We start from the raw sequence: 20,947 nt of genomic DNA, 5'->3' as shown, positions 1-20,947 counted from the left end.
AAGAATGATTCGAATATTGCAATGTGTAAATGATATGCATCGAGCAGGACTTGAGACGATGCTTATGAATTATTATAGAAATATAGACAGGGAAAAAATTCAATTTGATTTTTTGACACATCGTCCACAGAGAAGAGATTATGATGATGAAATCGAGAGCTTGGGAGGAAAAATTTATTATGCTCCTCGCTTGTATCCACAAAATTATCCTAAATACTATAAATGGATGAAACAGTTTTTTAGTGAACATCCAGAATATAAAATTATACATTCACACATTGATGCAATGAGTTATTTGCCATTAAAAGCTGCAAAGAAAGCGAATATACCGGTACGTATTGCACATAGTCATAATACTTCTATTGATAAAGATTTCAAGTATTTATTAAAACAATATTTTCGTTCCAGAATAACAACTGTTGCAACTGATTATTGTACTTGTGGACAAGAAGCGGGGAAATTTTTATTTGGAAACAAAGACTTTACTTTTATTCCTAATGCGATTGAAGTTGATAAATTTTTATATGATAAAGATTTAAGAAATAAAAAACGGGCAGAATTAGGTATAAAAGATGAATTTGTGGTGGGACATGTCGGGAGACTCTCTTATCAGAAAAATCATAAATTGTTAATTGAAATTTTTAATTCACTTTTGAAATTAGAGAGAAATGCATTGCTAATATTGGTAGGCGTTGGAGAAAAAGAAGAGGAAATAAAAAAACAGATACATGAACTTGGGCTAGATTCTAAAGTGAAATTTTTAGGAAATAGAAGTGATGTAAATGAATTGTATCAGGCAATGGATGTGTTTGTTATGCCATCTTTTTTTGAAGGTGTTCCCGTAGTTGGTATAGAAGCTCAATTTTCAGATTTACCTTGTATTTTCTCGGATAGAGTTCCAAAAGAAGTGAAATTTAATTCTAAAACACAATTTGTTAAATTAGAAGCTGCTTTAGATGAGTGGGTTAAATCTATTGAAAGAGCAAAGAATATCGAGAGAAATTCAAAAGCAAAAGATTTACAGAATAGTCAATATGATATTAAAGTGGCACATTCGATATTGGAAAATTATTATTTGGATATAGTTAATAAGAAAGGATTGTAATATGGCAGGACATAAAAGTATTAAGCGAATTATACATCGTTGTGCTGAAGAAATAGATGCAACAAGAAGGATCTCTAAGGTTACTTCTTTTAAAGAAGGTTTAGAAACTTTTAGGGCAAAAATTGATATTCAGATTATGAATCGTAATGGATATTATGAAAATGAAACTAGAAAAAATCATTTATTACGTAAGCATGATATTATGATTCGTTATTATGAAAAGACTTTTGGCGATTTTTTAAAGACATATGATTATGATCATAAAAATAAAAAGCTACCTAAATCAGAGTATGCGGATTGCATATGGGTTTGTTGGTGGCAGGGACTTGAACAGGCACCAGAGCTTGTAAAGGTTTGTGTGGACTCTATAAAAAGGAATGCGGGAAATCATAGAGTAATTATTTTGACGGATGATAATTACAAGCAATATGTGGATATTCCAAAGTGGGTGGAAGAAAAAAAAAATAAAGGAATTATTTCTAGAACGCATTATTCAGATATTTTAAGACTCTCTCTTTTAGCTCAACATGGAGGTATGTGGATTGATTCTACCTTTTTCTGTACGGGAATAGGGTTACAAGAATATTTTAAGGCATCTCTATGGTCAATTAAACGTCCGGACTATTTTCATGCTTCAATAGCAGCCGGATATTTTGCAAATTATTCATTTGCATGTGATCAAGAACATAGGTGGATTTTTAAGGTTATTTTAGATTTTCTTTTAGAATATTGGAAAGAAAATGATATTATGACAGATTATCTTTTTTTAGATTATTTAATAGTTTTAGTACAAAAATATGATTCACAAATAGCTGAAGAATTTAAGAATATTAAATCTAATAATCCAGAATGTGATGAGTTATATAAGATAATGGGTGAGAAATTTAATGAAAATAAATGGAATGAGCTAAAGAAAAATACATGTTTATTTAAGTTGAGTTGGAAGTATCAATATCCAAAAGAAAAAGATGGAATTCCTACATTTTATGGGATGTTGGTTGATAATAAATTAAATTAAAGAGGTTATATATGAATAAATTTATAAAAAGTGATTTGTATCGTTATGCTGGTACTGTAAGTCTACGTTCTTTTTTTCATTGTTATAGAAAGGAAGCAGGATTTAGATTTTCAGTTGCTTTTAGACTTATAAATTCAGAGGGTTGGATAAAATTTTTGGGTATTATTCTATGGATTTTTAGAAACAAGCAATTGATACAAATTGCCCGTACTACTCAAATTGGATATGGATTGTATATTAGCCATGGAGGGCCGGTTGTAATAAATCCAAGTACAATAATAGGAAATAATTGTAATCTTTCTCAATTTGTAACAATAGGTTCTAACGAAGGAAAGGCAGCGATAATAGGAGATAATGTATATATTGGTCCTAGCTGTTGTATTGTAGAAGATGTTGTGATAGGGAATAATGTGACGATCGGGGCAGGAAGTGTAGTAACCAAAGATTTACCTGATAATTCAACATGTGCAGGAAATTATGCAAAAGTATTGAACTATAATAATCCAAGTAGGTACATTCAGAATAAGTATTTAGAGTAGTATCTCTTAAAAGCTATAAAGAGGAAAGTTATGAAGAAAATATTGTTTGTAATGCCATCATTAGATAGTGGTGGGGCAGAAAAAAGTTTAGTAAATTTATTGAACATTATAGATTATAAAAAATATGATATAGATTTATTATTGTTGAAACAGGAAGGATTGTTTTTGAATCAAATTCCAAAGGAGGTTAATCTCTTACCTCTTACAGACTCATTACAATATGCTTATAAGATCAATAAAAGTATGTTTAATTCATTTTCAGGTATGAAGTTAGGAATGCTAAGAGTAATGAGTACGTTTGTATGTAAATTATTTTATAAGAAAAATGCAAGGCAGCAGAGATGGATTAAATATTATAAACAGCATTTACCAAATTTAGAAGGAAAATATGATGTTGCTATTGGATTCTTAGAAGGAGATGCATCGTATTATGTCATAGATAAAGTAAATGCATTAAAAAAAATACTTTGGATTCATAATGATTTTAATGAAATAAAGAAAAATGAAGATGCGGGTATTTATGAGAAATATTTTCAAAAAGCCAACAATGTTGTTAGTATTTCTGATAAATGTGTACAGATTTTAAAACAAAATTACCCTCATATGCAAGATAAATTTTTATGTTTACCAAATTTAACTTCGAGCAATTTGGTAGAAAAAATGGCAGAAGAGTATGAAGTGACAGAATTTGATAAAAATAAGTTTAATATTTTATCAATAGGACGTTTGACAAAACAAAAGGGATATGATATTGCAATTAATGCGCTAAAAATTTTGAAAGAAGAGTGTTCAGATGTTCATTGGTGGATTATAGGTGCTGGAGAATTAGAAGATCAACTCAAGAAACAGGTAAAAGATAATGAACTGGAAAAATACATTACATTTTTAGGTTTAAAAGCAAATCCATATCCGTATATTAAAAATTGTGATTTGTTGGTACAATCTTCTAGGTGGGAAGGAAAGTCAGTAGTTTTGGATGAAGCTAAAATTTTGGCAACGCCTATATTAGCAACGAATTATTCAACCATTAAAGATCAATTAACGGATAAAATGGAAGGATTAATTGTAGATATGACTCCTAACGCTATTGCAGAGGGGATAAAATTATTAATGCATGATTGGGTATTGCATAAAAAAATACAATGTTATTTAGAACAACATAGTTATGGAAATGAAGAAGAAATAAAAAAATACTATATGATATTTGAAAATTAATATTTATAGGGTATTAATTAGATCAGAAAGAAGAATCCAGGTATATATAATGAAAACAATAACTGTAATAACACCAACATATAATAGATGTAATACACTATATAGAGTTTATAATAGCCTTCTTTCACAGACTTATACAGATTTCGAATGGCTTGTGATAGATGATGGATCAACAGATAATACAAAAGAATTAATACAAAGCTATATTGAAGAAGGTAAAATAGCTATAAGATACTATTACCAAGAAAATAGAGGAAAGCATATTGCTTTAAATACAGCAATGAAGCTAGTTGATAGTGAGTATATTACTGTTATAGATTCTGATGATGAATTTGTTTCAAATGCATTTGAAGTATTTATGTCATACTGGAATAATATTGAGGATAAGTCGTTATTTAAAAGTATTACATGTAGAGCTTATGATCCTACTACAGGTGATGCAGAAGGTACAGAGATTAAAGAATCTTGTGGATATCATGATGCAAGGACTTTAGATGCTAGGATAAAGGAAAAGAACAAAGGAGAAAAATGGTCATTAGATAGAACTTGTGTTTTTAAAGAATTTCCGTATCCGGACTTGAAAGGTTATAATGGAGAATCATTACACTTTATTCCAGAAGCAATAGTATTAGATAAAATTTCAAGAAAATATTATGAGAGATTTATTAATGAACCATTAAGAGGTTATTATCATGATCAAGATAATGCTATAACTGCAAGGTCAAATTCAAGAAGTAATTCAAATTATTATTTATGGAAACATGTATTAAATGATATATTAGATTATTTTAAATATGATCCTATTTATTTTTTAAAAGCATCCGTTGGAATGAGCTTTGATGGTATAGCAACAGGACGAGCATTACATATTATTTTAAAAGATATAAAAAAAATCAGAATTAAGATCCTAGTTGGATTTTTATATCCCGTTGGATATGGATTAAATTTAGTCCGTAAATGATTAAAAATAGTTATATAAATTTTAGGAAGGAAAAAAGATGAATAAACACCAAGAAAAACCGTTATTAACTATTATTATTCCGGTATATAATGTAGAACAATATCTAGAAAAATGTGTCGAATCAGTTGTGCCAAATACGATTTCATATGAAATTATTTTAGTAGATGATGGCTCAACAGATTCTTCTTTAGAGATATGTAAAAAAATTGAAGAAAAAAATGGGAATATTAAAGTAGTACATAAAAAAAATGGTGGATTATCTAGTGCAAGAAATTGCGGATTACGTGTAGCGAGAGGAAAATATGTAGCTTTTGTAGATTCAGATGATTGGGTTGAAAAAGGAACATATGATATCTTACTAAAGAAGATAAAGAATGAAGATGTTGATATTTTGAAATTTTCTTATGTTATAGATTGTGATGGTGAAATTACTGAAGTACATAATATTTTATCAGAAGGTTTATATGATAAGGAACAAATAGAAAAAAGAGTGTTACCATTGGCATTTGGTGGAGATAAATTGGCTGATTCTACAATATCAAAAATTAATTTATCTGCAACTTCTAATATATATAATTTAGATTTTTTGAAAATTAATGAGTTAGAGTTTATTTCAGAGAGAGAGGTCGGAAGCGAAGATTTTCTATTTAATATAGAGGCATTGATTTGTGCAAAAAAAATTCAAGTTGTTGATAAATGTTTCTATCATTATGTTCAAAGGGTTGGTAGTTTAACAAAGCAATATCGCAAAAATTTATATTTACAATATAGTAAATTGTGTGAATACTTATATATGTACATGGATAGTAGGAAGGTTTTAGATAAATACTTTAATGAGTATCAGCATTTTTATAATTGTCTTATGTATCTTTGCATATGGAATGAATGTAACGAGTTTGCACCAGGAAATAGCAAAAATAAAGTAAATAAAGTTAAAAATATTTTAAATAAAAAAGAGTTACAGGAAAGTATTCACTATTTAAAAACAACTGATTTGAAAAGCTTTATTCTGAAACAATTAATTAAGTTCAGAGCAGCAAAGATATTATATAATCTAAAATCGAGATAAAGAAGGAAATAGATATGAAAATGGCAACTATATTATACGAGGTAAGATTAAAATGAGAAATATACGGTACGTATCAAAAAAACATCTTGAAATAATAATGATAAGTGTAATAGTGTTTCATTTGTGTTTTTTGAATATAAGCTATGTTCATGCACCGAAATATGATCTTGTAAAAATTGCTTTGATAATTTTTATGATTCCATATTTGTTTATGAATGTGAGAAAATTTTCTATACAGAAATATCAAAAGATCAATTTGTTTCTTACTCTTTTTTGTATTTCTGCATTTATTTCATCGTATTGTGGAAGGAGTTATGCGTCTCATTCATATTTGACTACATTTAAATATGTAATGACGATAGTAGTAGCTGTTCTTTTTTTTGAATGTGTCAATTTCTATGGCAATATTATGTGGAAGATAGTCATAAAAGTATTTACATATCTATCGTTATTTTATGTGATAGTAAATGATTTGCTTATGTTAGTACTGCCAGGTATTTTCAGAGCATCGGATGAGCTTGGAACGGGAGATAAATTTAATTGCTTCTTTTTGGGAAATAAATTTAATGTTGTTTATTTACATTTGTTTTTTTGGGCATTTTATCTTCTCTATCAGCAATTAATTAAAAAAAATAAAAGAATGTGTACAATATTAATTATTGCTTTGGTGATATTTGTTTCAATATATGTTAAATGTTCGACAGGTATTATAGCTATTTTTGTTTTTTGTTTATTATGTTTTGAAAAATTTGAAAAATATTTTTTCAATCCAGTGACAACTTTTATTAGCATTGGAATATTTGATACCATACTTTTTGTAAATGCAGCATTTTTATCTACACCATTTATAAAATTTATTATTGAGAATGTTCTTGGTAAAGAAATTGGTTTAACTGGAAGAATGGATATTTATACTAGAATTGGATATTTAGTCTCAAAAAACATTTTATTTGGATATGGTTATGAAAATAATACCTATGTAGCCTCACAAACGGTATTAGCGTCCAACGTTCAAAATGGAGTATTGGATAATGTGGTATCATTTGGAATTATTGGAACAGCTTTATTAGCAATCTGGATATGGAGTTGCTTAAAATTTGCTCAGAAAAATGGAAAATTAAACGCTTTTTCATATTTGTTATATACATATATTGTTATATCATCAGTTGAAATTGTATTTCGTACAAATTTTATTATTATAATTGCTCTAATAGCTTTTTGTAATATAAATGATAATTGTATAACAAATAATGGTTATTATGGTGTTGCAGAGCCGTCAGTCTAATAAAGTCGAGCCATAGTTCTGATAAGTAAAATCTGATTTGGCGATTCTAAGTGCCCCAGTATAATTAAGTAATAGAATAGAAGAGAAAGATTATATGAAAAAAAATATAAAAATAAGTGTAATAATACCGATATATAACTGTCAAAAATATCTACCAGAATGTCTTCAATCTTTATCTAATCAGAGTATATCTGATTTTGAAACAATATTAGTAGATGATGGTTCAAGCGATAGTTCTTTAGAAATTTGTGAAACATATAGCCTTAATAAGGATAAAGTAAAAGTAATTCATACAGATAATAATGGTGTAAGTATTGCAAGAAATATCGGATTAAAAAATGCAAAAGGAGAATTAGTTGTATTTATTGATGCTGATGATGTTCTTGAATATAATTACCTGGAAATTCTAAGTCAAACAATTGAAAATAATGATGTAGATTTAGTATGTTGTGGATATAAAATTTTTCCGTCAGATACAGATTCTGTTATTGAAGATAAAATTCTGTGTATGAATGCTTCTGAGTTTGGTACAGAAGTTCTTAATAATATTGAAATTGGAGGATATTTATGGAATAAAATATTTAAAAAAGCACTTATAGATGAAATGCAGCTTGTTTTTCCAGAGAGTATTAGTATTTGGGAAGATAAATATTTTGTGTTAAAATATTTGACATTCTGTAAGAAAGTAAGGATTGTAGATCAAATTTTATATAATTATAGGCAACATGGAAATAGTGCGGTAAGCGTAATGAACTATAGTAAACTAAAACATAAGGTGTGGGTTGATGAGCATTTAATAAAAGAAATTTCTTTTCCTAAAAGTATTGAGTTGTTGAAAAAAGAATATTTTAGGTTAATAATTGATTGGGGAATTGTAGGAAAGAAGTCCGGACAACTTACGAGTAGTGATAGAAAAAAGATTATATATAAAATTGTTAGAAAAAAAGGATATAAATATTTGAATTTTAAGAGAATACTTATTTTTTTATATTTATTAATATGAATATAAAAAAATATTTGAATAGTAACTCATATATTTTTTGGAAGATAAATAGGAGAGGAGATGGATGAAATTATTATGAAAAATATAGGTATTATTACATTTCATTGTTCTTACAATTATGGCTCAGTTTTGCAAGCATATGCATTGCAAAAATATCTTATAAATAGTGGATATAATGTGAAAATTATAGATTATCGATCTAAAAATTATGATATGTATCATTTGTTAAAATTATGGATGTTAAAACATCCTATAAAATTGATAGCAGAAAATAGGCATATAAATAGATTAATCAGACGAAAACATAATTTTCTTCATTTTATAAATGAGAGTATGCATTTAACTAATAAAAAATATTTGTGTAATGATGATTTAACTGTATTAAATAATGAATTCAATATATTTATTGCCGGAAGTGATCAAATTTGGAATCCAGTTTGTACAGGAGGTGTTGATTCCAATTTCTTTTTAGATTTTGTAGATGGTAGAGTAAATAAAAGAATTGCTTATGCACCGAGTTTGGCGCATACTAGTTTCGAAGATAAAATTTTAAAAGAAATGTGTAGATATATAGAGAAATTTGATGCAATTTCAGTTAGAGAAGAGAGTGGTAAAGAAATTTTAAAAAATAATATAAGCAAGAATATAGAAGTTGTATTAGATCCAACTATGTTACTTGAAGAAAAAGATTATAAAAAATTGGAAATAAAGTCGGCATTTAATAAACGATATATTTTTGTATATATGTTAGAAAAAGATGATCCATGTTTAATCGAATATGTATCTAAGATTAGCCAAGAACAAGCATTAGACATTGTATATCTTCATTTAAATAACTTATTTAGTGGAAAGCATGTACATAATGTTTACGGATGCAAGGTTGGAGAATTTTTATGGTATATAAGGAATGCAGAATATGTAGTTTCAAATTCATTTCATGCCACAGTTTTTTCAATTATTTTTCAAAAGAAATTTTGTACATTTAAAACAGAGAAAAGTTATTCAAGAATGGTAGGACTTTTAAATACACTTGGATTAGAAAATAGAATCTATGATAAAGAGTTTATGATAGAAAGCGGTATAAATTATGATGAAGTCATGCTTAAATTGAATACTTTACGAGAACCTTCAGTAAGTTATTTAATTAAAAGCATTAATGGAGATATTGATAGATATGAAAATAGAGAAAACTAAGAATGCATCAAGAAATATTATCTTTGGTATATTATTAAAACTATATCAGATTTTGTTACCTTTTGCTATACGTACTATTATGATGTATACAATTGGTGTAGAATATCTAGGGTTAAACAGTTTATTTATATCTGTTCTTCAAGTCTTAAATTTAGCTGAACTGGGTGTTGGTAGTGCAATGGTTTTTAGTATGTATAAACCAATTGCAGAAGATGATTCTGTGACAATTTGTGCATTAATGGCTTTGTATAGATTGTATTATCGCATTATTGGAGGTGTGATTTTAGTAGGCGGACTGATTTTGACACCATTTATCCCTAAATTGATTTCTGGTACAGTTCCAGCTGATATGAATATTTATATTTTATATTTACTCAATTTATTAGCAACAGTTTTGACATATTGGTTATTTGCATATAAAAATAGTATTTTACAGGCTCATCAGCGAACTGATGTTGTTAGCAAAGTTACTATTATCACTGATACTGTCAAATATATATTTCAGGTAGGAGCATTGTGTGTTCTACATAATTATTATGCATTTGTAATAGCATTACTTATTTCTCAAATATTGAACAATGTATTAACAGCTATTATATCAAATAGAATGTTTCCAGATTTTAAACCTAAAGGAAAACTTCCTAAAGAAGAAATTAAAAAAATTAATGGAAAGATTAAAGATTTATTCACATCTCATCTAGGTTATACAATTGTAAGTTCTGCAGATACAATTGTTATTTCTGCATTTTTAGGTCTTACGATTTTAGCACAGTATCAGAATTATTATTATATTATGAGTTCTATCATTGGATTTATGTCTATTATATATGCATCTATTACAGCTGGCGTAGGTAATAGTATGCTGACAAAAACAAAAGAGCAGAACTATGAAGAGTTTAAAACCTTTACGTTATTAGTTTCCTTTGTAAGTGGTTTATGTTGTGCATGTTTTATGACATTATACCAGCCATTTATGACAATTTGGATGGGAAAAAATATGTTGCTCTCACAATTAGTAGTTGTTTTGCTGTGCTTTTACTTTTGGTTTTATGAATTGGTAATGATGATTAGTGTTTATAAAGATGCTGGAGGAATATGGCATGAAGATAGATTCAGACCTTTAATTGCTGGAGTTACCAATTTGATTATAAATTTATTATTAGTGAATTTTATGGGATTATATGGGATTATTCTATCAACAATTACAAGTCAGCTTTTTATAAGTTTACCTTGGATAGTAAAAAATGTTACTGCATTGATTTTTAATCGAAATCCCAGAGAATATTTTAAAATTATTATAATAAATACATTGAAAGTTTTGTTTTCAACGACAGTAGTTTATGTAATAGTTTCTTTCATTCATATTGAAAATGTCTATGGCTTAATACTTAAAGGAATTAGTACGGTTTTTCTGGCAGTGTTTATTTTAATGATTTGCTTTAGGCAAGATGAGCAATATAATAATGCAAAAGAATTGTTATTTAAACTTTTGAAATTAGATAAGGTATTAAAAAAGAGGTGATCAGCTAATGAACACAAAAGAATTATATACGGAAGATGCTTGTTGTGGCTGTGGAGCTTGTGTTGTAAAGTGTGCTAAAGGTGCGATTTCCATTAAAACTAATGAATTCGGATTTACATATCCATTTATAGATTCTAATCGTTGCATCGACTGTAAAGCTTGCAAAAAGGTATGTTCATTTAATAGTGAAAAGAAAATTAATAAATATAAATGTTATGCGGGCGGAAATCAAAATGACAATCTGCTAATGAAATCAGCTAGTGGTGGGATATTTTCAGCGATTGCATATAGATTTATCGAAGAGGGAGGATATGTGTGTGGTTCAGCATCTTTTTTTGAAAATGGTGAAGTGAGGGTAGAACACATAATTATTAATAACTTAGAAAATCTTTATAAATTACAGGGATCTAAGTATGTTCAAAGTGATACTGTGGATTGTTTTAGAAAGATTGGGGAATTAATGAAAAATGGATCTAAGGTTCTATTTTCAGGAACACCTTGCCAAGTTGATGCTGTAAAATCATTATATGAAAGATATTTAGGCACATTACTATTTACTATTGACATAATATGTCATGGAGTGCCTAGTCAAAGTTTTTTTAATGGGTACTTAAAAGAATATCAAAAAAGAAAGAAGCAGGAATTAAGTTATATTGATTTTAGAAATAAGAAGTATGGATGGGGTTTAACGGGTATAGCTAAATTTGAAAATGGAGATGAAGAAACAGTTACTCCAGAAAAATCATCTTATTATAGATATTTTTTAGATGGTGAGATTTATAGAGAGAATTGCTATAAATGTCCTTATGCTAACAGTAATCGTGTTGGAGATATAACAATTGGAGATTATTGGGGCATTGAACAATGTAGTCCGGAACTACTTGATAAAGGGAAAATATCAGAAAAAAAAGGTGTCTCCTGTTTGCTGACTAATAATAATACAGGAGAAAAAATGCTTAGTGAATTTGGAACACAATTAGTTGTTTATCCAGTACCAATCAGTAAGGTTTTGATAAGAAATACACAATTAAAAGAACCTGCAAAGCATAGTGAGAAGAGGCAGAAACTTTTAAAAAAATTTAAAGATAATGGATATAGTTCAATTGAAAAGTTCTTTAATAGAGAAGTTCTATGGGGAAAAATTAAGAGCATTATAAAAAAAGTTATTCATAAAAATTAAAAATTTTCAGAAATGTGTAAAGATTCTTAGAGACAGCAAAAGAATAATCCTAATGGATATAAATAATTAGAGAAATTGTAGAAGAAATAATAAAGTATATACGACCAATTGTATTTAGGAAAAAATTCATATTTTATGTATTTGAATGAAGCATTTATTATAGGTTGCATGCCATCTAGACAAAATAATAAAATACTGATAACTGTATTTTTGATTATAATAAGCTATATATTATCAGTTTTATTTGACAAAATATATAAAAAAATATACATACAAGGAGAAAAGCAGTTATGAAAACAACATTAGTAATCATGGCTGCCGGTATCGGTTCCCGATTCGGCGGCGGAATCAAACAACTTGCTCCGGTTGGTTTAAATGGAGAAATCATCATGGATTATTCTATCCATGATGCAATAGAAGCAGGCTTCAACAAAATAGTTTTTATTATCCGTAAAGATATTAAGGATGCATTTAAAGAAGCAATCGGTGATCGTATTGAAAAGATTTGTAATAATCTTGGAGCGGAGATTGCCTACGCATATCAGGAATTAAATGAACTTCCAGAAGGTGTGGAACTTCCAGTAGGACGTACTAAACCTTGGGGAACAGGACAGGCTGTTCTTGCTTGTAAAGAAGTTCTGTATGAGCCATTTGCAGTTATCAATGCAGATGACTACTATGGAAAGGAAGCATTTGTTAAGCTTCATAATTTCCTTGTAGGCTATACACCAGAAAAAGCCAATCAGTTCTGTATGGCAGGTTTCATTTTGAAGAATACGTTAAGTGAGAATGGTGCCGTTACCAGAGGTATCTGCGAGACAAATGAGGAAGGCTATCTCACAGCAGTACATGAAACCTCCAATATTGTTAAGACTCCAGAGGGTGCAGCAGTAGACAACGATGGACAGTTCACTTCAATTAATGCTGAATCCTACGCATCCATGAATATGTGGGGACTTACACCGGAATTCATGCAGACTTTAGAAGAGGGATTTAAAGAGTTCTTTGCAAATATGGGAAACAAAGATATTCTGAAAGCAGAATATTTATTGCCAATCTACATAGACGAACTTCTTCAGGCAGGCAGAGTTTCTGTAAAGGTCTTAGATACAAATGATAAGTGGTTTGGAGTAACTTATAAAGAAGACAAAGATTATGTAGTGAAATCATTTGCCAGACTGATAGAAGATGGTGTATATCAAAAAAATTTATTTGAGGATTTAAAATAAATAGTGAAGGAGAACAATGGGAAGTAAGATAATCGAAATATTTAATAAAATAGCATATAGCGTATTATCAGCACTTTATCAGCCCTTTTGGGCTGCCGTTCTCCTTGCCTTTTTAACAATGTTCTTATATTTATATGGTAAGGAGCATGGGTGGAAAAAGAATAATTTTATCCGAAATATGTTTGCAACATGGTGGAGAGCATTTAAAAGTTCTTCAAATTTTCGCCGGACATTCTTATTAGCTTTTTATACAGCAATGATATTACTCCGAACAGTTTTAAATCGTGAGATATGGTTTGATCCGCTTGGAAAGCTTTTTGGAGGATGGGGATTATATGAAGATGGACAGTTTACAACAGAATCTATAGAGAATTTCATGTTATTTGTTCCATTTTCTATTTTACTATTGTGGGCATTTCAAAAAGAATTACTTGGAGAATCTAAGAATATTAGATTTGGAAAAACCGTTTGGGAAGCCACAAAAGTTGTAGCAGTATTTTCTTTTATGATAGAATTTACTCAGTTATTATTCCATCTTGGAACATTTCAAATATCAGATCTGACCTATAATACATTGGGAGGTGCTGTTGGTGGAATGATATATTACTGCATTTGGAAAGTTAGACACAGAAGAGTAGAAGAAATTAAAAAATGATAGGGTGTAGATTTGTTGATATTTTGAGACAAATTTTGGGCAAAGCAGGGGAGCTAATCCCCTGAATTTTCCGACAAAATGATTAGATTAACATGAAAATATGGGGAGTAAAATATGTCAGGCAGACCAAAAAAGAAACCAGAATATGATGCAGAAAAACAGTTCGATGCTTTTTTGCAAGAATTAAGTGCAGCTTATGAAGAAGCAGATTCCATGAGAGGATTGGCACAAGAATTGAATATTACATTAACAGTAGATTATTGACAGGGATAATTGAAAAACCAAAAGCATTGATGCGGAAAACTGGATAAATATTGTTGGATTATGAAGTATATGTTAAAATAATAATTGAATCAAAACAGCTTATGAATTTTAACAACGAGGATTTCGCTGTTGAGCATTGAGTGGTTGACAGTAACTCGAATATAGAGGAAAACAAGAGATTATTATGGATGATAAAAAATATATTTTACAAACCTGTAAGCACTGCGGCAACAAAGGATTATTAAAAATAGTAGCTGATTATAAACAGCATTTTAAAGAAATGGATGGTATTGATGTAATCTTTACAGCGGATACTTATTTGCTGTCTATATTGATAGATGATAACACATATGTATTATTAAAACCGTCAAGTATATTCAAAATAGAAGGGGTTGATATTCAACCTAAAATGAGTTGGATAGCAAAAAAAGATGGTGGAATGGCATTGATTTATGATGATGAAGAGTAATAAATTATAAATTATTGACTGGACGAGAACTTCTGAGAAATCGGAGGTTCTTTTTTTATGCTTATTTTGAGGGTAATTGAATAGTTCTGTGTTGAGTGAGTAATATTGAAAAAAAGCTGTTCCTTACTTGACATACTTAGGAACACGTCCTCCGTTGATTGGAGAAGTTTCCGAGTATGAGCTCACCATTGGGCACGACTTGCGATAAAACCGGGAATTACAGGAATGTGGCAGGTAAGTGGAAGAAGTGATATCACGGATTTTGAAAAAGTGGTAGAGCTTCTGTAAAGGACAGCTTCAAGAAAATGTTAGAAAAAGATCTTTACGAGGCTGAATTGTTCTCGGATCTATGATATACTGGAGGCACGGGAGACCGTGGCTCTCGCTGCTCTAATAATCGCACACCTCTATACGGTGAGCAGCAGGCAACAATCTAAAGATTGGCTGAGATGTGAAGAATAGCTTCTGGAGAAGATGGAGTTCAGGTTGAAAAAGAAATGATGAACTTGATAAAGAAAGAGATAGACGAGACACATCCTCTTTGGGAATATGTTAAAGATAAGGGCGGAGATATTGCGGTGATTACTGAAAGTCATCACTTATATTAATACTGGTAATCCAGTTGCTTTGAATGAGTATAGCAAAAGTACTTATTTTGCCGGTAATAAATTGGATATAGAATGGTTATTTTACTTTTTAGGTTTGGAGGATAAATTAGAATGATGTCCAGAGCAGAAGAAATAAACAGATTTAAGCTTGCATATTCCGAGGATAAGATAGAAAAATGTAATACAGCGTTATTTTTTTGATGTTAAGCTGCAATTCGGAGATTAGAGAAGGAAAATCATATGACCACGATTTAAAACATATTTTATTTAAATCAAACTGCATCCATAATCCAATCGGAATGAAATATTCAAAAAAGGATTATGAGAAAATAATGAAGATTCTACTGGGCACGATAGAACTTGCAAGGAATGTGAATAATCCTCAATCTAATATAAGTAATTTGATTCAAAAGGGAATTAAAATAGAGAATCAGATTATAGCGGACTTACTTGATATAGTTGTTTATACAGAGTGTTTTTATAAAATGAATGCTGTAAACACTGAGAGAATGGACTCATGTGAAGCTGGTAAGGTTCCATTTGCAGAGCAATTACTAAGCCTGATTTTATTTCACCAAGATCAAAATCGCCTGGTCAGAGAAAATTGTAGAGAGTATATGAATACGGATTATCGTACAGGGATGGAGCTATCCGTTCCTAGGAAACCAGTGACTCATTATAAAAATGTAAAAAATTCGATATTCGATCATTTTGAAACATTTTTGGAAGATATAAACCAGATTGTAAATTATTTGTATTATCAATTTGGAAGATCCTTTCCTGAAAGGATTGAAATTGCAGATTTGCAAGTGGAACAAATTCATCCTTATGAAAATGAAAAGTTTGAACAGTATTTATATATTGCGTTACAGAGAGCTATGCTGTGCAGGCTCGAAGAAGGAATCCGTTATGGGTATTATGAGCTTAGGGAGATGAAAAAAACAGAAGAAGGAATTTTGACGTTTGCATTCGGAATTGAGAATGATGAGAAGTATAAAGCCAGAAGGATGGGAGTACTTAGAAGAGAATGCCAGGTAAGGCAGCAGGTCTTAATGGATTTGAGAAACCAGAAAGATAACGTTGCAGGTAATAAAAAAGTTGCTGTTCTTTCTGAAGAGTTCCTCAAGGTGCAGAAAAAAGGAAGCGTATTATTGGACTTCTCTGATTTTTGTCCAGACAAAGCTGTATTTTTAGAAGCAGAAAAAATAGCAAATATAAAAGAACGCATTGTAGAAAGTCTTACGAAAGAGTATTATCTTGACTGTAAAGTAAAAGAAATAGAAGTACGAGACATGATTTTGACATACAAGTTTTTAAGAACAATTTCAGAAATTTTGTATGTTGCATCAAAAAAGTGTATAGATGAAGAAAACCAAGAGACTTTATTGCAGGAAATTAGTCTGGTAGAGATTGAATATTTTTCAAAAGAGTTGGCAAGAATACATGACTTTGATTTAGATTATGCGAAAAAATTAATTGATAGATTTATTTTTCATGAAAAAAATAACAGGGAAGATGATATTTTTGCACAGCCATTATTAAAGGTAAGCAGGACACAGGTTGTAATTAGTCAAGCATTGATGGATCAAGTAAATTTAGATCGAGTGATAGAACGTCAATTTATTCGATATAAACAGGATGTATCGGCGGTAGGAGTTGCGTTTGAAGAAAAGTTTCTGCGGCGCTTAACACAGGGATATCAACAAGGAATTGCAGATCTTAAATTAAAAGAAGTTCCTAATTTTCAAGTAAATACGAATAAAGTGAAATATGAAGCGTTTGATGGAAAAGAAATAGAGTTTGATGTTGTTTCTGTTTTAGGCGATCATCTGGTTTTAACAGAGTTGAAAGCAATTATGACTTCTTATGATCTAAATGATTTGGAAGAGCGTAAGAAAAATATTAAGAAGGCAGTGGAACAGCTTCAGCGTAGAAAAGAGTCTGTAAAATATGACTGGGATAAATTTAAGAATGCGCTATCAATTGAAGTTCCGGATGAACCATATGATGAGGAACATATTATTTTGGTTGCATGTACAGATAGCTATGATTATACACCACTTAAAAAAGAGGATGTGTTTATTACAGATGATTCTTCTTATTTGAAATATTTTACGAATCCTTATGTTGATATTTTGATAACGCAGCAAGGTAAAGTAGAAATCAAAAACGTGAAAACGTTGTGGAAATATGGAAAACCAAAAGCAAATGAATTTAAGGAATATTTGATGAATCCGGTCTCAATTTCTCCGTTTACAAATACGTTAAAAAAGGAATGGATTCCTCTTCCGGTCATGGATGAAAAAGATTATGGCATTTTTTTGGAAGAATATGTGCTCACGGATGATCCAATTGCAAATGCAGCGAAAAACGTAAAAAAAGAAGGAAAAGCAACAAAAAAGAAAAAGAAGATTTATCCAAATGATCCTTGTCCGTGTAACAGTGGAAAAAAGTATAAGTATTGCTGTGGTAAATAAAGCAGTCAGATTGTCCAATAGCATACTTTACAGAAACTCGCATTGGAAGATTCTGATATATCAAAGATTAGCATAAAGTGTAATAGTTGATTCGTGAGAGAATACCAAAAGAACGTAAGCGCTTAGATTTTAGGTATGATAGAAAAAAATCCCCGACTACTTTTTAGTAGCCGGAGCACCGTGACAATTCATATATGGTTGATTTGATTCGGTTGTACGACGTTCAATCTCAGGTTTCACCGTTTACAGTTAAACAGTTTTTATTTAAAGAAACGAGGAACACATCTGAAATAGAGAGATGGTTCCTCGTTTTTTTGTTATGCGGTTTTCTGTACAGCCAGAGCCTTGATTTCTTCTAAGGTTAGGTCTGTAAAAGCGGCAATATCTTCATAAGTGAGTTTGACGGAGACCAGCATACGTTTAGCAATTTCAATGCGTTCAGCTTTTCGCATATTTTCCATTTCTCTGCACATAGTCAAAACTCCTTCCTCATCTTCTTTAAAATAACGTACCCTGTCAGCAAGCATTTTATAATACATATCTTTTGGAACGGTACAGGAAAAATCGTACATTAGTTTTCCGAGTTCTGTTTCATCTTTGATTTGGGAATTTACATAAATAATATGAGCTTCATCGCCAAATGGTTCACCGGTTTCCTGGATGATGCGGTCAATATGATAAATTGGAAGCCCAGCTTTTAATACATCATTTTCAGTAATAAAAATCACATAGGTTTCAGTGAGGGCATCATATTTATCGCCAGCTTCAGTTATATTGGTATCTATAAGACTGCTATTATAGCTTGCACGTTTTGCACCGGCACCACGATCACTTCTTTGAATTTCTATATTATAAGAGCGGTTATTGGTATCGACAGCTAATATATCCAAGCGAATAGAACGTCCTTGTAAATTTTTTATATCGTATTGTCCCTGTGCAGATTGTACTTTAAGGTCATGTCTTTGCAAAATAATTTGAAGCAGAAATTCCGCACATGCCTTATCTTCAAAAACTTTACTCATAAAATCATCATCTAAAAGACGGAACCCTCTAAGGCGTTGTAGATCCTCTTTATGCTTTTGTTCAAAATTCAGTGTTTCTTCTGTATTATTCATTGTAAAAACACCACCTGTTTTCCTTTAGAATGGAATATAGTAAATATGAATTTCTATATCATTATTTTAACATGGCAAACAGTAATCCTTAATACCTGAATTTTGAAATGACAAATGCCGATGAAAAATAACAGCCTATGACGGTATTACAAATGCAGTATATACCAGGTAAATATTACATTACCCAAACAGGCAGGACAGGAGAATTTAGCCTAATTGTTTGGGTGAAATTCTGCATTTAGGGGATTTATTTTCGGAAGTTCACAAGGCAGAAAATAATCTGAAATTTACAATTCTGTCGTTGCTAAGCGGTAGAAAAAGAGCTATACTTAAATTGGGAAATTATACTCAAAGGAGGTATGCTCTATGAGTGAATATAATATCGATATTGCCGATATGCAGTGCTGGGTCTTTCGGATGGCTCAATCCAAGTGGAAAATGTCTCCCAGCGACTGCGCAGAGCTGTTTAAGAAATACGACATTCTCGGATTTATCGCCGACTGCTATGACATTCTTCATTTGAATAGCTACGAATGTGCTTTGCATGATGTTGAAACCCTGCTCAAGAATCGAGGTGTTACCGTATGATAGGACTTGAAGATGGAATGCTTCTCTACCACGGAAGTTATGTCAGTATTCCTAACATCGACTTAAGTCGCTGTATGGGTGGTCTTGATTTTGGTCGTGGTTTTTATTTAACCTCATCTTATGAACAGGCATACAACTATGTCCAGCTTTTTGTTCGCAAGGCAAAACACATCGGTGCTGTTCCAAAAAACTTTGATCCAGCTGACGGACAAATATCCGTCTACAAATTTCACTATGCTCCAAACATTCTCGCTTACTTTTTTCAAGAACCCAGTATTGAATGGCTACATTTTGTAACGGCCAATCGAAAGAAAGACCTCTTTCCTCAGCTCCTGAAAAAATACAGCGTAATTGATATCATCGGTGGAAAGATTGCTGACGATCAGACAGCCCGTACCCTTCAGATTTATATCAGCGGTGAAGGCGCCGGTGAGCCTGGAACTTCAAAAGCAGACAAAGAAACGATTAAAAAACTTTTACCAAACCGTCTCGAGGATCAATTTTGTTTCAGAACTCAGGATGCCGTCGAGCATCTTGAATTTATAAGGAGTGACCGCTATGGCGACATCAAATTGTGATAATGCTATAAACTATAAATCTACAGATTCTCAAAAGGAATGCTGCGCAGTAATTGCGATGCGCGAAGCTGTAGAAACTTTTGCTGCACGAGAAAAGATTTCTTACGAGGAAGCTCTTCTTCGTTTCACAAGTTCTCGTGTGTATGAAGCCCTCTTTGATTTTGACACAGAGATTTGGAAAGAAGGCTCTGATTATCTGCTGAGTCTTTATGATTATTGCACTTCAAAAAAGACTGCATAAAAGATATCATGTTCGTAAGCGATGAACATGGAAGCATATTGCTCCATAAGCCACATCCACAAAAAGAATTAAAAGCCTATCAAATCAAACAGCTGATAGAGATTTTGGAACAGGTGGTCTCATATGAAAAACGGAGGAAAGAGAGTTATGTTCGATATCATTCATCATATTGCAATTATTGGAAGCGATTATGAAAAATCAAAACATTTTTATGTGGATCTGCTTGGATTTAAGGTAATCAGAGAAAATTATCGAAAAGAACGTGATGATTACAAGATTGATCTGGCATGTGGACCGCAGGAAATAGAACTTTTCATCATAAAAAATGCTCCAGCTCGTGTAAATTATCCGGAAGCATTGGGATTACGTCATCTGGCATTTAAAGTGGAGAGTGTAGCTGATACAGTAAAAGAATTGAATGGGAAAGGAATTGAAACAGAGCCGGTACGACTGGATGATTATACCGGAAAGAAAATGACATTTTTCCATGATCCGGATGGACTTCCATTGGAAATTCATGAGTAGAAAATAGCATAGAATAGAAAGAGACAGATGCAGGTAATGAAATACTCCTACATCTGTCTTTTTTGTGCAAAGATTTATTTATCGGAATGTCGCAAACAGCTTTTTAT

The 20,947-nt window shown here is 30.8% G+C and carries 21 protein-coding genes and 1 pseudogene; 21 read left to right on the top strand and 1 reads right to left on the bottom strand.

The window, feature by feature from the left end; translation table 11 throughout:
• The first annotated feature begins 4 nt into the window (after nt 1-4).
• The 17 genes and pseudogenes from ACYQ2D_RS03655 to ACYQ2D_RS03575 all read left to right on the top strand — a co-directional run bounded on the left by ACYQ2D_RS03655 (nt 5) and on the right by ACYQ2D_RS03575 (nt 17,793).
• Entirely contained in the window at nt 5-1,105 is a 1,101-nt protein-coding gene (locus ACYQ2D_RS03655) for a glycosyltransferase family 1 protein (protein WP_459784685.1), read from the top strand.
• Between the two features lies 1 nt (nt 1,106).
• Nucleotides 1,107-2,123 carry a capsular polysaccharide synthesis protein gene (locus ACYQ2D_RS03650; RefSeq protein WP_459784684.1) on the top strand — a complete coding sequence of 339 codons (1,017 nt, stop codon included), beginning with the start codon at nt 1,107-1,109 and terminating at the stop codon, nt 2,121-2,123.
• A gap of 11 nt (nt 2,124-2,134) precedes the next feature.
• Nucleotides 2,135-2,662 (top strand): serine acetyltransferase, encoded by a 528-nt coding sequence (locus ACYQ2D_RS03645; RefSeq protein ID WP_459784683.1) that lies wholly within the window; start codon nt 2,135-2,137, stop codon nt 2,660-2,662.
• A gap of 30 nt (nt 2,663-2,692) precedes the next feature.
• On the top strand, nt 2,693-3,877 hold the full coding sequence (locus ACYQ2D_RS03640) for a glycosyltransferase (RefSeq protein ID WP_459784682.1): 1,185 nt from the start codon (nt 2,693-2,695) through the stop codon (nt 3,875-3,877).
• Nucleotides 3,878-3,926: 49 nt separating this feature from the next.
• Entirely contained in the window at nt 3,927-4,838 is a 912-nt protein-coding gene (locus tag ACYQ2D_RS03635) for a glycosyltransferase family A protein (protein ID WP_459784681.1), read from the top strand.
• Nucleotides 4,839-4,875: 37 nt separating this feature from the next.
• Nucleotides 4,876-5,907 carry a glycosyltransferase gene (locus ACYQ2D_RS03630; protein WP_459784680.1) on the top strand — a complete coding sequence of 344 codons (1,032 nt, stop codon included), beginning with the start codon at nt 4,876-4,878 and terminating at the stop codon, nt 5,905-5,907.
• A 478-nt stretch (nt 5,908-6,385) separates the two neighbouring features.
• Nucleotides 6,386-7,192 (top strand): O-antigen ligase family protein, encoded by an 807-nt coding sequence (locus ACYQ2D_RS03625; RefSeq protein WP_459784679.1) that lies wholly within the window; start codon nt 6,386-6,388, stop codon nt 7,190-7,192.
• Nucleotides 7,193-7,286: 94 nt separating this feature from the next.
• Nucleotides 7,287-8,195, top strand: a complete 909-nt coding sequence (locus ACYQ2D_RS03620) for a glycosyltransferase family 2 protein (RefSeq protein WP_459784678.1) — start codon at nt 7,287-7,289, stop codon at nt 8,193-8,195.
• 60 nt (nt 8,196-8,255) lie between these two features.
• Nucleotides 8,256-9,389: a polysaccharide pyruvyl transferase family protein gene (locus ACYQ2D_RS03615; RefSeq protein ID WP_459784677.1), complete on the top strand. Its 1,134-nt coding sequence runs from the start codon at nt 8,256-8,258 to the stop codon at nt 9,387-9,389.
• Entirely contained in the window at nt 9,370-10,911 is a 1,542-nt protein-coding gene (locus tag ACYQ2D_RS03610; protein ID WP_459784676.1) for a lipopolysaccharide biosynthesis protein, read from the top strand. The genes ACYQ2D_RS03615 and ACYQ2D_RS03610 overlap by 20 nt, the downstream gene beginning before the upstream one ends.
• Before the next feature lie 7 nt (nt 10,912-10,918).
• Nucleotides 10,919-12,091 carry a Coenzyme F420 hydrogenase/dehydrogenase, beta subunit C-terminal domain gene (locus ACYQ2D_RS03605; protein ID WP_459784675.1) on the top strand — a complete coding sequence of 391 codons (1,173 nt, stop codon included), beginning with the start codon at nt 10,919-10,921 and terminating at the stop codon, nt 12,089-12,091.
• 290 nt (nt 12,092-12,381) lie between these two features.
• Entirely contained in the window at nt 12,382-13,320 is a 939-nt protein-coding gene (locus tag ACYQ2D_RS03600; protein ID WP_459784674.1) for a nucleotidyltransferase family protein, read from the top strand.
• Nucleotides 13,321-13,336: 16 nt separating this feature from the next.
• Nucleotides 13,337-13,975, top strand: coding sequence for a VanZ family protein (locus ACYQ2D_RS03595; protein ID WP_459784673.1), 639 nt, complete (start codon nt 13,337-13,339; stop codon nt 13,973-13,975).
• Between the two features lie 114 nt (nt 13,976-14,089).
• The gene (locus ACYQ2D_RS03590; RefSeq protein ID WP_459784671.1) at nt 14,090-14,239 is read left to right on the top strand and encodes a hypothetical protein; all 150 of its coding nucleotides are present in this window, start codon (nt 14,090-14,092) and stop codon (nt 14,237-14,239) included.
• 184 nt (nt 14,240-14,423) lie between these two features.
• On the top strand, nt 14,424-14,708 hold the full coding sequence (locus tag ACYQ2D_RS03585) for a hypothetical protein (protein WP_459784670.1): 285 nt from the start codon (nt 14,424-14,426) through the stop codon (nt 14,706-14,708).
• 127 nt (nt 14,709-14,835) lie between these two features.
• Nucleotides 14,836-14,990, top strand: a pseudogene (locus ACYQ2D_RS03580) (sugar transferase); the annotation flags it as partial.
• 658 nt (nt 14,991-15,648) lie between these two features.
• A complete protein-coding gene (locus tag ACYQ2D_RS03575) occupies nt 15,649-17,793 on the top strand; it encodes an SEC-C domain-containing protein (protein ID WP_459784669.1) in 2,145 nt (714 codons plus the stop codon).
• Nucleotides 17,794-18,110: 317 nt separating this feature from the next.
• Here the strand turns inward: ACYQ2D_RS03575 and ACYQ2D_RS03570 are convergent, their stop codons facing one another.
• Complete coding sequence (locus ACYQ2D_RS03570; RefSeq protein WP_459784668.1) at nt 18,111-18,908, bottom strand: PD-(D/E)XK nuclease family transposase; 798 nt, start codon at nt 18,906-18,908, stop codon at nt 18,111-18,113.
• Nucleotides 18,909-19,274: 366 nt separating this feature from the next.
• On the opposite strand from ACYQ2D_RS03570, the gene ACYQ2D_RS03565 reads away from it, so the two are divergent.
• The 4 genes from ACYQ2D_RS03565 (at nt 19,275) to gloA2 (ending at nt 20,840) form a co-directional block, all read left to right on the top strand.
• Entirely contained in the window at nt 19,275-19,496 is a 222-nt protein-coding gene (locus ACYQ2D_RS03565; RefSeq protein ID WP_117457952.1) for a DUF3791 domain-containing protein, read from the top strand.
• Nucleotides 19,493-20,074, top strand: coding sequence for a DUF3990 domain-containing protein (locus ACYQ2D_RS03560; protein WP_459784667.1), 582 nt, complete (start codon nt 19,493-19,495; stop codon nt 20,072-20,074). The genes ACYQ2D_RS03565 and ACYQ2D_RS03560 overlap by 4 nt, the downstream gene beginning before the upstream one ends.
• Complete coding sequence (locus tag ACYQ2D_RS03555; RefSeq protein ID WP_117457954.1) at nt 20,055-20,315, top strand: hypothetical protein; 261 nt, start codon at nt 20,055-20,057, stop codon at nt 20,313-20,315. Before ACYQ2D_RS03560 ends, ACYQ2D_RS03555 begins: the two co-directional genes overlap by 20 nt.
• 147 nt (nt 20,316-20,462) lie before the next feature.
• Nucleotides 20,463-20,840 (top strand): SMU1112c/YaeR family gloxylase I-like metalloprotein, encoded by a 378-nt coding sequence (gene gloA2 / locus ACYQ2D_RS03550; protein WP_118700879.1) that lies wholly within the window; start codon nt 20,463-20,465, stop codon nt 20,838-20,840.
• The last annotated feature ends 107 nt before the right edge of the window (nt 20,841-20,947 follow it).

The sequence above is a fragment of the Blautia stercoris genome, assembly GCF_054657695.1.
Note: the sequence above shows the minus strand (reverse complement) of the source record. Positions and strands in the feature narration are given on the sequence as shown.